Genomic DNA, 14,891 nt, shown 5'->3' on the forward strand with positions numbered 1-14,891 from the left:
AGCTGATTCAGGCCACTGAATCGCCTTCGCGGCGTTCTTGTTCTAACGGTTGGATTTGCCCCATGGCGACAAAACGAGATTTTTACGAAGTGCTGGGCGTTGCCAAAAACGCCACGGACGAAGACATCAAAAAGGCTTATCGCAAGCTGGCGATGAAGTACCACCCTGACCGCAACCAGGGTGAAGACGCCAAGGCCAAAGAGGCCGAGGCCAAGTTCAAAGAGGGCAAAGAGGCCTACGAGATGTTGTCGGACGCGCAAAAACGCGCGGCCTACGACCAGCACGGGCATGCCGGGGTTGACCCGAATATGCGCGGCGGGGCCGAAGGCTTTGGCGGTTTTGGTGACGCCTTTGGCGACATCTTTGGCGATATTTTTGGTGGCCAAGCGCGGGGCGGACGTGGTGGTGGTCGTCAAGTCTTCCGAGGCGGCGACTTGAGCTATGCGATGGAGATCACCCTAGAAGAAGCGGCCAACGGCAAGGACTCGCAATTGCGCATTCCGAGCTGGGACGAATGCGACACTTGCCACGGCACCGGAGCCAAACCGGGCACCACCGCCAAGACCTGCGCGACTTGCCAAGGCCAAGGCCAAGTGCAAATGCGCCAAGGCTTTTTCAGTGTGCAGCAAACCTGCCCGCACTGCCGCGGCACCGGCAAGATCATCCCCGAACCATGCGTCACCTGCCAAGGCCAGGGCAAGGTCAAGAAACAAAAAACCCTAGAAGTCAAAATTCCGGCCGGCATCGACGATGGCATGCGCATCCGAAGTGCAGGCAATGGCGAGCCGGGCACCAACGGTGGGCCACCGGGCGACTTGTTCATTGAAATCCGCCTGAAGAAACATTCGATTTTTGAGCGGGATGGCGACGACCTGCACTGCGCGGTGCCCATCAGCTTCAGCAAAGCGGGCTTGGGCGGGGAAATTGAGGTGCCCACGCTGGGCGGCAAAGCGGCGATCGACATCCCCGAAGGCACCCAGACCGGCAAGCAATTCCGCCTGCGCGGCAAAGGCATCAAGGGTGTGCGCGGCAGCTACCCGGGCGACCTGTATTGCCACATCACCGTGGAGACCCCGGTCAAGCTGACCGAACACCAAAAGAAACTGCTCAAGGAGTTTGAAGAGTCTCTCTCCAAAGGTGGTGGCAAACACCAGCCGAGCGGAGAAACCTGGACCGACAAGCTCAAAGGTTTCTTCGGGGCTTGAGTCTGATTTGACCCGCAAGGCAGTTCAAGAGGGGTTGCGGCGGGTTCCTCATGGCGGGTACGCAAAAATCGTCACCCGCCGCAACCCCTCTCGCACTCTGGGGTGAATTTGCAGGCCAGCCATTTCGTTGACCCAAGTCAAAACTCGCGCCAACCAATGCCGTGAACATGGGCGCATGAGCGCCACCATCACCTTCCTCGGCGGAGCCGACACCGTCACAGGCTCCAAGTACCTGATCGAGCACAACCAAAAACGGCTGCTGGTCGATTGCGGGCTGTTTCAGGGCTACAAACAACTGCGCTTGCGCAACTGGAGCCCTCTGCCCGCTAACCCGGCGAACATCGATGCGGTGGTGCTAACCCATGCGCACCTGGACCACAGCGGTTACTTGCCCTTGCTGGTGAAAAACGGTTTTCGAAGCCGAGTGCACGCCACCTCAGCCACTTGCGAACTGGCCACCATCTTGCTGCCCGACAGCGGGCACATCCAGGAAGAAGATGCACATTTTGCCAACCGGCACGGCTTTTCCAAACACGCCCCGGCCCTCCCGCTGTACACCAAGCAAGAGGCCATCCAGAGCCTCAAACAATTGCATGCGGAGCATCAGGGCCAGTGGTTCGAGCCCATCCGTGGCTGGAAAGCCCGCTTTCAGCCTGCGGGACACATTCTGGGTGCGGCCAGTTTGCTGTTGGGTGTAGGTGGGCGAAGCATCCTTTTTTCAGGCGATCTGGGCCGCCCTGACGACCCACTGATGAACCCGCCCGAGCCACCCCCTCAGGCCGACACGGTCTTGATCGAATCGACCTATGGCGACCGCCAGCACCCCAAGGAAAAGTTGTTTGAGGAACTCGGACCGCTCCTGAAAAAACTGGCTGCGCGCGGGGGCGTAGCCGTGGTGCCGGTGTTTGCCGTGGGGCGGGCGCAGGCTGTGTTGCACACCATTGCACAGCTCAAGGCCGAAGGGAAGATTCCCAAGGGTTTGCCGATTTTTCTGGACAGTCCAATGGCGATCCACACCACGGCTCTGTTTGAGCGCCACCCAGGGGAGCACCGCCTGAGCGTGCAGGAAGTGCGCAACATGGACCATGTGGCCACCATGCTGGAGACCCCCGAGCAATCCAAATCATTGGCGCGGCGACACGGTCCGATGGTGATTCTGGCGGCCAGCGGCATGGCCACGGGCGGACGCGTCTTGCACCACCTGGCGCAATACGCGGGCGACCACCGCAACATGATCATCTTGACGGGTTATCAGGCCCCAGGAACCCGCGGGGCGGCCTTGGCCAGTGGCCGCAACACCATCCGCATCCATGCGCAGGATGTGGCGGTAAGCGCAGAGGTGGCACAAATCGAATCGGCCTCGGCCCATGCCGATGCCAACCAGCTGCTGAGTTGGCTGCACAAAATGCCCAGCGCACCCGGGCAGGTGTATGTGGTTCACGGCGAGCGCGAGGCGTCCGACATGCTGCGCCAGCGCATCGAGCATGAGATCAAATGGCGTGCCCTGGTGCCCGAGCAAGGTTCGGTCTGGCCACTTTAAAGCCACTCAGAGAAAACGGTCCAGCAGTTTGCGGGAATGTTTGTCCATGGCTGCCAAATCGCGAATCATGTACTGCACACCATTGGCGTCGTTGATCAGCAGCACGGTGCCGGTCAGGCGGCGGATGTCTTCCTCGCCTTTGAGCATGAATTGCGTGGTGCCCCGATCGGTCTGAACCGTCCAGGTGCTGGGCGTGAGCAGGCTGCTCACCGTGTCCAAGCGCAGGATTTCTGGCAAAAATTCGCGCTCGTCCAAAGCCACGCGCAGCGTGGTTTGCAAGTCGGGTGGCAGCGCTGAGAGATCGGGCACCCAAAGCAATTCATGGCCGTCGGCGTCCATCAAGGCGGCGCCTTGGTCCGGGGCCGAAACCGGATAAGCGCGCAGCGCCGTCACCGGGCTGTGGCGCGTGCCATTGGCCAAGACCAGCACCCAAAGGCCAAAAGCATCGCGTTGCAAGTCAAACGGGTTCATGCGCTCACCTTCTTGTCCTCGTCGCTGCCGCCCAGCACCGCCACCGCTTCGGCCTGGCGCTGCTGCGCTTCGTACAGGCGCCAGTAAGCGCCCTGGGCCTCCATGAGCATATCGTGCGTGCCCTCTTCGACCACCACCCCTTTGTCCATGACCACCAAACGGTCGGCCTTGCGCAAAGTGGACAAGCGGTGCGCGATGGCAATCGTTGTGCGCCCGCGCACCAGGTTGTCCAGCGCTTTTTGAATCTCTTTTTCGGTCTCGGTGTCCACCGCCGAAGTGGCCTCGTCCAGGATGAGGATGCGCGGGTTGATGAGCAAGGCCCGCGCAATCGAGATGCGCTGGCGCTCACCTCCCGACAGGCCTTGCCCGCGCTCGCCCACCAGAGAGTCGTAGCCTTGGGGCATGCGCAAAATGAACTCGTGGGCATGCGCGGCGCGGGCTGCGGCCACGATCTCTTCACGGGTGGCGTCAGGCTTGCCGTAAGCGATGTTGTCGGCGATGGTGCCGAAGAACAAAAACGGCTCTTGCAGCACCAAACCAATTTGACGGCGGTAGTCGGCCACCTTGAGCTGGCGGATGTCGGTGCCGTCGAGCTCGATGGCCCCTTCGCTCAGGTCATAAAAGCGGCAGATCAGGTTGACCAGCGTGCTCTTGCCCGATCCGCTGTGGCCCACCAGACCGATCATCTGGCCGGGCTGAATGTCGAGGTTGAGCTGGCGGATCACGGCCCGGTTGCCATAGCGAAAGCCTGCATCGCGCAGCGTGATGTGGCCTTGGACATGGACCGGCAAAGACGCAGGTTTGAGTGGCTCGGGCACGCTGGAGACATGGTCCAAAATATCAAATATCCGCTTGGCCCCCGCAGCTGCTTTTTGGGTGTTCGAGACGATGCGGCTCATGGCATCCAATCGGCTATAAAAGCGCCCGATGTAGGCCAAAAACGCGGTCAATACACCGACGGTGATTTGGTCGTCCGATACCAGCCAGATGCCAAAGCCCCAAACCACCAGCAAGCCGATTTCGGTCATCAGCGTCACCGTGGGCGAGAACAGCGACCAAACGCGGTTGATCCTGTCGTTGACCTGCAGGTTGTGCGCATTGGCGTCCTTGAAGCGCTGGGATTCGCGGTCTTCTTGGGCAAAGGCTTTGACCACCCGGATGCCGGGAATGGTATCGGTCAGCACGTTGGTCACCTCGGCCCAGACGCGGTCGATTTTTTCAAAACCGGTGCGCAGTCTTTCGCGCACCACATGGATCAGCCAGCCAATGAAGGGCAGCGGCAACAAGGTCACCAGCGCCAACGTGGGGTTGATGTAAAACAAAATGACGGCCGTCATCAAAATCATCAGCACGTCTGTGGCAAAGTCCAACAGGTGCAGTGACAGAAACACGTTGATGCGGTCGGTTTCGCTGCCGATGCGCGCGATCAGATCGCCGGTGCGTCGGCCACCGAAATACTCCAGCGACAGCTTGAGCAAATGCTCATAGGTGGTGGTGCGTAAATCGGAGCCAATGCGCTCGGACACCAAGGCCAGGATGTAGGTTTTGGCCCAACCCAGGCCCCAGGCCAGCAAACCCGAAGCAAACAAACCCAGCAGGTACAGGGACACCAGAGCTGGGTCGATGTCGGCCCCATTTTGGTAAGGAATCAGCACCTCGTCCATCAAGGGCATGGTCAGGTAAGGCGGCACCAGTGTGGCGGCGGTCGAGGCCAAGGTCAGCAAAAACCCGACCAGCAAAGAACGCTTGTAAGGTTGTGCAAAGCGCCAGAGTTTGAGCAAGGTCCAGGTGGACGGCGGGTTCAGGTCTTCACGGCTGCAAACAGGGCACTCGTCCTCGTCCTCGGTCAGGCTGGCTTGGCACACCGGGCACACTGAGACATGGGCCAATTGCAAAGGCCGCCCTTGGAGGTCGGCGGGCACACTGCCCGGACTTTGGGCGTGCTGGCTTTGCTGCGCCTCGAACTGCGTCACCCAGCGAAACACAGCGTCTTGCAGGCCCAAGGTGAACCGCCACACGGCCAGGCGGCCTAGCGCATCACTCAACTCCAGTTGCCCGACCCCGGCGTGGTCCGTCAGGCGCAATCGCTGGCTTTCTGCCAAGGACCAGCTTTCCCAGTTTTTTTCATTCAAATTGGCCGTGAGGATACGCCGATCGGTCAAAATCAAGGCGATTTTGTGGAACTTCAGTGCCGCGTTCAAGTCAACCAAAACCCAGGCTGTAGCGTTTTCAGCGGGTTGCAGCTTCGATTGCACTTCTGCTTGCCACTCGTCCGGCACGACCGAACGCCAAGATGCAGAAGAAAGTACTGAAGACATGAAGGCTGAACCCCAAAGAACCCGTCGAGCCCCAGTGGCGCGACGAAAAAAACACACTTCGAACCCGGTTGACACCGCCTGCCCAAGCCATGCCCCTGTTGAACCTTGAGCTTTCCGCCCAAACGCTGGACATCCCCGCGATCGAGCGCCGATTCTATCGCTGCACCCCCCAAGCATGAGCGCACACCCCACACCCCACCACATTCAGTTCCTGCGCATGACCCCTTTGCGCGGCCCCAACATCTGGACTTACCGGCCGGTCATTGAAGCGCTGATCGACATTGGCGACTTGGAAGACTGCCCCTCCAACACCCTGCCCGGCTTCGCCGAGCGCCTTGCGGCCTGGCTACCCGGCCTTGTCGAGCACCGATGCAGTGTGGGTGAGCGTGGTGGCTTTTTGAAGCGGCTGGCAGAAGGCACTTGGCCCGGCCATATCTTGGAGCATGTCGCGCTCGAGCTGCAATCACGCGCCGGCATGCAAACTGGTTTTGGCAAAGCACGTGAAGCCGGTCCTCGGGGTGTTTACAAGGTCGTCATCCGCACCCGGCATGAAGCCGTGAGCCGCCAGGCCCTGCACAGTGCACGCGATTTGATTTTGGCGGCCATCTCGGACCAGCCCTTTGATGTGGCCAGCCACATCGCCCAACTGACCCAAATGGTGGACAGTCTTTGCATTGGCCCCAGCACCGCCAGCATCATTGATGCAGCCGCCGACCGGGGCATCCCGAGCATTCGCATGAACGATGGCAACTTGGTGCAGCTGGGCTATGGCCAGCGCCAGCGTCGCATCTGGACCGCCGAGACCGACCGCACCAGCGCGATTGCCGAAGGCATCTCCAAAGACAAGGACCTGACCAAGCAGCTGCTGAGCATGTGCGGTGTACCCGTGCCAGAAGGCCAGATCGTGGACAGCCCCCAAGCGGCCTGGACAGCGGCCCAGGATATCGGGCTGCCGGTCTGCGTCAAGCCCACCGATGGCAACCACGCCCGGGGAGTGTCGCTGGAACTGTCGCGCCAAGAAGACATCGAAGCGGCCTATGGCATCGCCCTGGCCGAAGGCAGCGAGGTCATCGTCGAGCGTTTCATCTTGGGTGAAGAGCACCGCCTGCTGGTGGTGGGCGACCAAGTGGTGGCGGTCAACAAAGGCGAAACCGCCAGCGTGGTGGGCGATGGCATGCACACCGTGCAACAACTCATAGAGTTGCAGATCAACTCCGACCCGCGCCGGGGGGAGGAAGAAGACTTTCCCCTGGACACCATACGCCTGGAAGACCACACCACCTCGGTGCTGGAACTCAAGCGCCAGGGGCTGAGTGCCCAGAGCGTGCCCGAGGCTGGCCGCAGCGTGCTCATCATGCGCACCGGCAACATGTCGATGGACGTGACCGACCTGGTGCACCCCGATGTGGCCGCGCAAGCGGTGCTAGCGGCGCGCGTGGTGGGCCTGGACATTGCCGGGGTCGATCTGGTGGCGCAAGACATTGCCAAGCCCCTGGGGCCTCAAGGCGGCGCAGTGGTTGAGGTCAATGCCGGCCCGGGCCTGCTCATGCACCTCAAACCCGCCACTGGCCAACCCCGCCCGGTGGGCCAAGCGATTGCCAACCACTTGTTCAAGCCCGAAGACAATGGCCGCATTCCGGTCGTGGGTCTTATGGGCGATGGTGACACCACCCAACCTGCGCAATTGCTGGCGTGGTTGCTGCACCTGATGGGCCTGCACACCGGACTGTCATGCGCCAATGGCTTGTTCTTGAACCAGCGCCTACTGCCCACCCAGGACGGCATGGATTGGGCCCAAGCGCAGCGCTTGCTGATCAATCGGGGCGTGCAAGCGGCTGTGTTTGAAAGCGATGCCCGCCATTTGCTGGCCCAAGGCCTGCCCTATGACCGCTGCCAGATTGGCATCGTCACCCGCATGCCCCGCGCTACCGGTCTGGACGACCTGTACCCTGGTGGCGATGAAAAAATGCCGGCCTACATCCGCACCCAAATCGATGTGGTGCTGCCCGAGGGCACGGCGGTGCTGAATGCCACCGATCCCGAAGTGGCTGCACTGGCGAATCACTGCGATGGCAGTGTGCTGCTCTATGCAGACGATGAGCACAACACCCGCCTGCAAACGCACCGCAGCGCAGGTCATCGCGTAGGTTTTTGGCGCGAAGGCCAGCTGGTGCTGGCCCAGGGCACCAAAGAGCACCTGGTGTTGTCGACCCATCGTCCGGCCGTGGCACGGCTTTTGAAAACGGGCAGCCTGAACACCAGCGACATGCTGGTGGCCGCCTGCGCAGCCTGGGCGATGGACATTGGCACCGATCTGATCAAGGCCGGAATCAAAAGTTATGGCAACTTGCCCACCGCTTGAAACATCGCCCCTCGTCACCGTTCTCCCCCCCCTGGAAACACCCTTCATGCAAGTTTCTCGTATTCGCGCTTTGCGTGGCCCCAATCTGTGGAGTCGACACACCACCATCGAAGCCATCGTCACATGCAACCCCGAAGACGGCGGCCTGTCGGCGCAGCACCCGGTCGAGCAGCAGCTGCGGCGCATCTTTCCCGCGGTCGGGCCGTTTGATGGGCAGCGCCCGGGCGAGGCCGTCACGCTGGCCCATGCATTGGAAAAAGTCACCCTGAGCCTGCAGGCGCACGCAGGCTGCCCGGTATCTTTCAGCCGCACCATGCCCACCGAAGAGCCCGGCGTGTTTCAGGTGGTGGTGCAATACACCGAAGAAGTGGTGGGGCGTTTGGCGTTGAGCCTGGCCGAGCAACTGTGTCAGGCCGCAGCAGCAGGTGTCGGCTTCGACCTGGAAGGTGCCATCGCGAAACTGCACGAACACGACGAAGATGTGCGCCTTGGGCCTTCGACCGGCTCCATCGTGGACGCCGCCATGGCACGCGGCATACCGATCCGCCGCCTCACCGATGGCAGCATGGTGCAATTTGGCTGGGGCGCCAAGCAGCGGCGCATTCAAGCCGCTGAAACCGACACCACTAGCGCCATTGCCGAATCGATTGCACAAGACAAGGACCTGACCAAAAGCCTGCTGCACGCTGCAGGCGTGCCCGTGCCCATGGGACGCCCGGCCAAGAGCCTGGACGAAGCCTGGGCCATTGCCCATGAAATCGGTCTGCCGGTCGTGGTCAAACCCCAAGACGGCAACCAGGGCAAAGGGGTCTCGGTCAACATCACTGCGCGAGAGGCTTTTGACAAAGCCTATGCCACCGCTGTTCGTTACGGCACCGTGCTGGTGGAAAAGTTTTTGCCTGGCCACGATTACCGCCTGTTGGTGGTAGGGGACAAGCTGGTGGCCGCCGCAAGGCGCGAGCCGCCGCTGGTTGTGGGCGATGGCAAGCACACCGTGCGCCAATTGGTAGACCTGGTCAATGCCGACCCACGCCGGGGTGAAGGTCACGCAACATCGTTGACCAAAATCCGTTTTGACGACATCGCCATCGGCCGCCTGCATGCGCAAGACCTGGAGCCCGAGTCGGTGCCCGCCAAGGGCCGTCGCGTGATTTTGCGCAACAACGCCAACCTGTCCACCGGCGGCACCGCCACCGACGTGACCGACGAAGTACACCCCGAGGTCAAAGCCCGCGTGATCGCGGCAGCACAAATGGTGGGCGTGGACATCTGCGGCGTGGACGTGGTCTGCGAATCGCTCTCGCGCCCGCTCGAAGAACAAAACGGCGGCATCGTCGAGCTCAACGCCGCACCGGGCCTGCGCATGCACATCAGTCCCTCGTTTGGCAAAGGCCGGGACGTGGGAAAAGCCGTCATTGACCTCATGTTCCCGGGCGGTGGCGATGGACGCATTCCGGTGATTGCTGTGACCGGCACCAACGGCAAGACCACCACCGTGCGCTTGGCTGCTCACCTGCTCAAGGCCCAAGGCCTGCGCGTGGGCATGACCAACACCGACGGTGTCTACGTCAATGGCCGCCAAACCGACTCAGGCGACTGCAGCGGCCCGCGCAGCGCCCGCAACGTGTTGATGCACCCCGATGTGGACGCCGCCGTGTTCGAGACCGCCCGAGGCGGCCTGTTGCGCGAAGGCCTGGCCTTTGACCGCTGCCAAGTGGCGGTGGTCACCAACATGGGTGCAGGCGACCACCTGGGCCTGAACTACATCACCACCCTGGAGGACCTGTCGGTGCTCAAGCGGGTGATTGTGCTCAACGTGGACCCCAAGGGCATGGCTGTGCTCAACGCCAATGACCCGGCCGTGGTGGCCATGGCCCGGCACTGTCCGGGCGATGTGACCTTTTTTGCGCTCGACGCCAACCACCCCGTGCTGGCCACACACCGCGCCCAGGGCAAACGCGTGGTCTATTTAGAAGACGGCGCCATCGTGGCCCAAAAAGGCAAGCAGGTGTTCCGCATCCCCCTCAGCCAAGTGCCACTCACACGCCAAGGCCAGATCGGTTTTCAGACCGAAAACGTGTTGGCGGCAGTGGGCGCGGCTTGGGCGGTCGACGTGCACTGGGATGCGATTGCGCAAGGCCTGGCCACATTCATCAGCGACATCCAAGGCGTACCCGGTCGCTTCAACCTGTTTGACTACAAAGGCGCCACGCTCATTGCCGATTACGGACACAACCCGGACGCCATCCATGCGTTGGTGCAGGCGGTGGAGAACATGCCCGCCAACAAGCGCGTTGTGGTGATCAGCGGTGCAGGTGACCGGCGCGACCAGGACATCCGCGACCAGACCCAGATTCTGGGCAAAGCTTTTGACGAAGTGCTGCTGTACCAAGACGCTTGCCAACGCGGGCGCGAAGACGGCGAGGTGATCGGCTTGCTGCGCGAAGGCTTGCAAGGCGCGTTGCGCACCACCCATGTGCAAGACATCCAGGGTGAGTTCAATGCCATCGACACCGCCCTGTCGCGTCTGTCACCGGGTGACCTGTGCCTGATCTTGATCGATCAGGTCGAAGAAGCTTTGGCCTACATCACCGAAAAAGTCAAAGCCAGCGCAACCCGCTGAGTCCTGACAAAAAGGTGTGCTCCGCTCAGGTGCTTCGCCTAGAGATGCTTGAATTGAGGGGATGGCTTTTTGTAGGAGCCCACCCCTGTGGGCGATGGGCGTGGAGCACGCCCATCGCCCACAGGGGTGGGCTCCTGCAAAGACAACCGTAGCCGCATGGCCGACAAAAACAGGGGCCATTCAAACTCAATCAGACCGGATCCATCAGGGGGCGAGCCCTCTGCTTGGAAGCTCAAGGCATGGCCAAAACCGCGCTGGCGATGAAAACAAGGGTCCACATCGACCACAGCCGCCATGTGGGTGCACGATGCTCGACTCCGTAATAAAGCCAAGCGCCCATGAGCAGAGACAGGGTCAAGGACGCCAGCATGCCCAAAGCATTGGCCCACAGCACACCGGGCCAATGCGCCGTGACCCATGCGCTGACGGCCAGACTCACGCCAAAATGAATCAAAAACACCGAGTAAGACACCGTGGAGACCCACACCACGGCACGGCGAAGCACGGCCAGGCCAGCCCCCCCGCCAGACGCACCTGAAAGCCGCTCACCCGAAAACCACGTCGCAGGCGAGGCCATCAACACAGCAGCCACCGCAAAGGCCAGCGCCATTCGCAAGCGAGGCCCCAAACCCCAAGCCACAGCACCCACCGCCAAAAAAAAGACCCAGATGAACCAGTGCTTGACTTTTGCATGGGGCTTGACGGGTGACTGAGGGTTGAGAACATGCTGCCTGGCTTCCCAGGCCAGCAAGCCCAAGCCATACGAGCCAAAGAAGTACACGCCGTGGTCATCCAGATCCGTGTCAAGGTTCCACCACCACCAGGAGGTGCAGGTCAAGCCCAACCACATGGCCCAGCGCAGTGTGTGGACCGAAAGCGACCCCTTTGTCTGAGGCCAAAAATTCAGCACAAGCACACTGAACAAAGTCATCGCGTACAACTGTAAATCGATCGCCACGTACCAAATGCCTGCCGACAAGGCCTCCAGTCCCAGCACATGCTGCATGAGCGCAATGTGCGCCAGTGCCTGGCCCCAATCGGGCGGTGCCGACAAGCTGTCGTGCGCAAAGCCGGGCCGCACCCATTCGCTGACCAGCACGGTGAAGCTCAGTGCAGCCAGCAAGGGAATGGCCAGGCGCAAATAGCGCTGCCAGGCCAACTTCAGGGCCTCGGACAGCGTCAGTGACTCGCACCGCGCCAAACTGCCTGCCGTGAGAAAACCCGCACACACCAAGAAGAACTGCACCGCCAGTCGGCCATGGTCATAAAGCCAATTCACTGTACCGGGCCAGGCCGTGGCCACCACATCCGACATGGGCCCGTAAAAAGCCAAGTGGTGCAACACAATCAACAAGCAGCCCGCAGCCTTGAAGGCATCGATCAAAAAAGAACGCCCCGAAGGGCGCTGCGATGTGTTGGACAAGGGCGACTCAGGCAGACGCCATCACAGGGCCAAACGGTTACGGGCCGCTTGGTATTGCGCCTTGAGTTGGGCCACCAAACCGGCTGTGCTTTGAACCGCCTGGATCGCACCAATGCCCTGGCCGCAGCCCCAGATGTCTTTCCAGGCTTTTTTGGCGTCACCGCCAAAGTTCATCTTGCTGGGGTCGGACTCGGGCAGGTTCTCGGGGTCCAAGCCCGCTGCGCGGATGGACGGAGCCAGGTAATTGCCATGCACGCCCGTGAACAGATTGCTCAAGACGATGTCGTCAGAGTCGCAGTCCACAATGGCTTGTTTGTAGTCATCGGTGGCACGCGCTTCAAGGGTCGCGATGAACGCCGAGCCGATGTAGGCAAAATCCGCACCCATGGCTTGCGCCGCCAAAATCGCGTCGCCCGTGGCAATAGAGCCGGACAAAGCCACCGGGCCGTCGAACCACTGACGGATTTCCTGAATCAAGGCAAACGGGCTTTTCACGCCCGCATGGCCTCCCGCACCCGCGGCCACGGCGATCAGGCCGTCTGCGCCTTTTTCGATCGCTTTGTGCGCGTGCTTATTGTTGATGATGTCGTGCAGCACCACGCCGCCGTAACTGTGGGCGGCCTCATTGATTTCTTCGCGCGCGCCCAACGAGGTGATGATGATCGGAACCTTGTATTTGACGCACATGGCCATGTCGTGTTCGAGGCGGTCGTTGCTCTTGTGCACGATCTGGTTGATGGCGAATGGGGCTGCGGGCTTGTCAGGGTTGGCCTTGTTGTAGGCGGCCAGGGTCTCGGTGATTTCAATCAGCCACTCTTCCAGTTGCGCGGCGGGGCGGGCATTCAAAGCGGGCATAGAGCCCAAAATGCCGGCCTTGCATTGCTCAATCACCAGCTTGGGGTTGCTGATGATGAACAAGGGCGATGCGATGGCGGGGAAAGGCAGGTTGGCCAGAATGGGGGGCAGCTTGGACATGAAGACTCCTGAAAAAATATCGGTCTATTGTGAGATAACAAACGCATCAAAAGGTGTCGGCGCGGAGACAGGAAATGGATGCGGGATCAAGTCCGGCATAACAAAGAACGGCACTCGCCAACCGAGCGGCACTTACCCACTGATCAGAACGCGTCGAGCGCCATCGCTGTCACGCTGCCTGCACCTTCGACGATGCTGTCGCGGATGCCGGGGGCTTTGGACAGGATGTGGTCGGCGTAAAAGCGGGCCGTGGTGACTTTGGCTGCCATGAAAGCGGCGTCTTGTGCACGGGCTTCAGGCGTCAACGCAACCAACAGCGCGCGGCCCATTTGCCAGCCCGCCATCAGATTACCGGCCAGCATCAGGTAAGGCACGCTGCCTGCAAACACGTCATTGGGGTGGGCTTTGGTGTTGCCCGCCACAAACTCGACCACGTCCACAAAGGCTTCGCGGGCGGCTTTGAGGCGACGGGCCACGGCCTGCGCGTCGGCGTTGCCCGATGCGACCAATTCGCTTTCTGTCTGGGCCACTTGCGCAGCCAAAGCCTTGGCGGTTTGGCCACCGTCGCGCGCCGTCTTGCGGCCCACCAGGTCGTTGGCTTGGATGGCGGTCGTGCCTTCGTAAATCGTCAAAATTTTGGCGTCGCGATAGTACTGCGCTGCACCGGTTTCCTCAATGAAGCCCATGCCGCCATGCACCTGCACGCCCAGGCTGGTGACTTCCAGGCTCATCTCGGTGCTGTAGCCCTTGACCAGCGGCACCATGAATTCGTAGAACGCCAGATTTTGTTTGCGCACCTCGGCATCGAGGTGGTGGTGCGAGGCGTCATAGGCCGCAGCGGCCGTGGCAGCCATGGCGCGGCAGCCTTCGGTGTAGGCGCGCATGGTCATCAGCATGCGGCGCACATCGGGGTGGTGAATGATCGGGCCAGCAGCGGGCAAGCTGCCATCGACCGGGCGGCTTTGCACGCGGTCGCGGGCGTATTGCACGGCCTTTTGGTACGCACGCTCGGCAATCGCGATGCCCTGCACACCTACCGCGTAGCGGGCGGCGTTCATCATGATGAACATGTACTCGAGCCCACGGTTTTCCTGACCCACGAGAAATCCGACGCCGCCGCCGTTATCGCCAAACTGCAGTACTGCCGTGGGGCTGGCTTTGATGCCCAACTTGTGCTCGATGCTCACGCAATGCACATCGTTGCGCGTGCCCAAAGAGCCGTCGCCCTTGACAAGAAACTTGGGCACCACAAACAGGCTGATGCCTTTGACGCCTTCGGGTGCGCCCACCACGCGGGCCAGCACCAGGTGCACGATGTTCTCGGCCATGTCGTGCTCACCATAGGTGATGTAAATCTTGGTGCCGAAGATTTTGAACGTGCCATCGGGCTGGGGTTCGGCGCGTGTGCGCACGGCAGCCAAGTCTGAGCCGGCTTGCGGCTCGGTCAGGTTCATGGTGCCGGTCCACTGACCCGAGATGAGCTTTTCCAGGTAAGTGGCTTTGAGTTCATCGGAACCGGCGGTCAGCAAGGCTTCGATCGCGCCATCGGTGAGCAAGGGGCACAGCGCAAACGCCATGTTGGCCGAGTTGAGCATTTCACCGCAAGCGGCGCCAATGGTTTTGGGCAGGCCCTGGCCACCAAAGTCGGCCGGGTGCTGCAGGCCTTGCCAACCGCCTTCTGCGTATTGCTGATAGGCCTCTTTGAAGCCGGGCGTGGTGGTCACACCGCTGCCGTTGTGGAAGGACGGGTTCTTGTCGCCTTCCCAGTTCAAAGGGGAGATCACGTCCTGATTGAGCTTGGCGCATTCTTCAAGCACCGCTTGGGCGGTTTCCAAACCAGCGTCTTCAAAGCCGGGGATTTGCGCAATCTGGTCGATGCGGGCCAGATGCTCGATGTTGAAAAGCATGTCCTTCAAGGGGGCGATGTAGCTCATGAAAGTCTCCGGTATGTATTTGAATGGGTACAAAAAAGGC

9 protein-coding genes are annotated in these 14,891 nt (G+C 61.1%); 4 read left to right on the forward strand and 5 right to left on the reverse strand.

Annotated elements, in window-relative coordinates:
• Positions 1-62: 62 nt before the first annotated feature.
• Both dnaJ and B9Z49_RS10145 read left to right on the forward strand, forming a co-directional pair.
• Positions 63-1,205 carry a molecular chaperone DnaJ gene (dnaJ, locus tag B9Z49_RS10140; RefSeq protein WP_108353323.1) on the forward strand — a complete coding sequence of 381 codons (1,143 nt, stop codon included), beginning with the start codon at positions 63-65 and terminating at the stop codon, positions 1,203-1,205.
• 175 nt (positions 1,206-1,380) lie between these two features.
• The gene (locus B9Z49_RS10145; protein WP_108353433.1) at positions 1,381-2,745 is read left to right on the forward strand and encodes an MBL fold metallo-hydrolase RNA specificity domain-containing protein; all 1,365 of its coding nucleotides are present in this window, start codon (positions 1,381-1,383) and stop codon (positions 2,743-2,745) included.
• A 6-nt stretch (positions 2,746-2,751) separates the two neighbouring features.
• On the opposite strand, the gene B9Z49_RS10150 is transcribed toward B9Z49_RS10145, so the two are convergent.
• Together B9Z49_RS10150 and B9Z49_RS10155 are read right to left on the reverse strand one after the other, a co-directional pair.
• Positions 2,752-3,216 (reverse strand): DUF1854 domain-containing protein, encoded by a 465-nt coding sequence (locus B9Z49_RS10150; RefSeq protein WP_108353324.1) that lies wholly within the window; start codon positions 3,214-3,216, stop codon positions 2,752-2,754.
• On the reverse strand, positions 3,213-5,534 hold the full coding sequence (locus tag B9Z49_RS10155) for an ABC transporter ATP-binding protein (protein ID WP_108353325.1): 2,322 nt from the start codon (positions 5,532-5,534) through the stop codon (positions 3,213-3,215). The genes B9Z49_RS10150 and B9Z49_RS10155 overlap by 4 nt, the downstream gene beginning before the upstream one ends.
• Before the next feature lie 175 nt (positions 5,535-5,709).
• On the opposite strand from B9Z49_RS10155, the gene cphA (B9Z49_RS10160) reads away from it, so the two are divergent.
• Together cphA (B9Z49_RS10160) and cphA (B9Z49_RS10165) are read left to right on the forward strand one after the other, a co-directional pair.
• Positions 5,710-7,896 carry a cyanophycin synthetase gene (gene cphA / locus B9Z49_RS10160; protein WP_108353326.1) on the forward strand — a complete coding sequence of 729 codons (2,187 nt, stop codon included), beginning with the start codon at positions 5,710-5,712 and terminating at the stop codon, positions 7,894-7,896.
• Between the two features lie 46 nt (positions 7,897-7,942).
• Positions 7,943-10,519, forward strand: coding sequence for a cyanophycin synthetase (cphA, locus tag B9Z49_RS10165; protein ID WP_108353327.1), 2,577 nt, complete (start codon positions 7,943-7,945; stop codon positions 10,517-10,519).
• 232 nt (positions 10,520-10,751) lie between these two features.
• Here the strand turns inward: cphA (B9Z49_RS10165) and B9Z49_RS10175 are convergent, their stop codons facing one another.
• The 3 genes from B9Z49_RS10175 to B9Z49_RS10185 all read right to left on the reverse strand — a co-directional run bounded on the left by B9Z49_RS10175 (position 10,752) and on the right by B9Z49_RS10185 (position 14,851).
• Positions 10,752-11,942 carry an acyltransferase gene (locus B9Z49_RS10175; protein WP_158273474.1) on the reverse strand — a complete coding sequence of 397 codons (1,191 nt, stop codon included), beginning with the start codon at positions 11,940-11,942 and terminating at the stop codon, positions 10,752-10,754.
• Positions 11,943-11,963: 21 nt separating this feature from the next.
• The gene (locus B9Z49_RS10180; RefSeq protein ID WP_108353330.1) at positions 11,964-12,917 is read right to left on the reverse strand and encodes a nitronate monooxygenase family protein; all 954 of its coding nucleotides are present in this window, start codon (positions 12,915-12,917) and stop codon (positions 11,964-11,966) included.
• A 143-nt stretch (positions 12,918-13,060) separates the two neighbouring features.
• Positions 13,061-14,851, reverse strand: coding sequence for an acyl-CoA dehydrogenase (locus B9Z49_RS10185; RefSeq protein ID WP_108353331.1), 1,791 nt, complete (start codon positions 14,849-14,851; stop codon positions 13,061-13,063).
• Positions 14,852-14,891: the final 40 nt, after the last annotated feature.

The organism is Limnohabitans sp. 2KL-51 (genome assembly GCF_003063645.1).
Taxonomy (GTDB): Bacteria; Pseudomonadota; Gammaproteobacteria; order Burkholderiales; family Burkholderiaceae_C; genus Limnohabitans_A.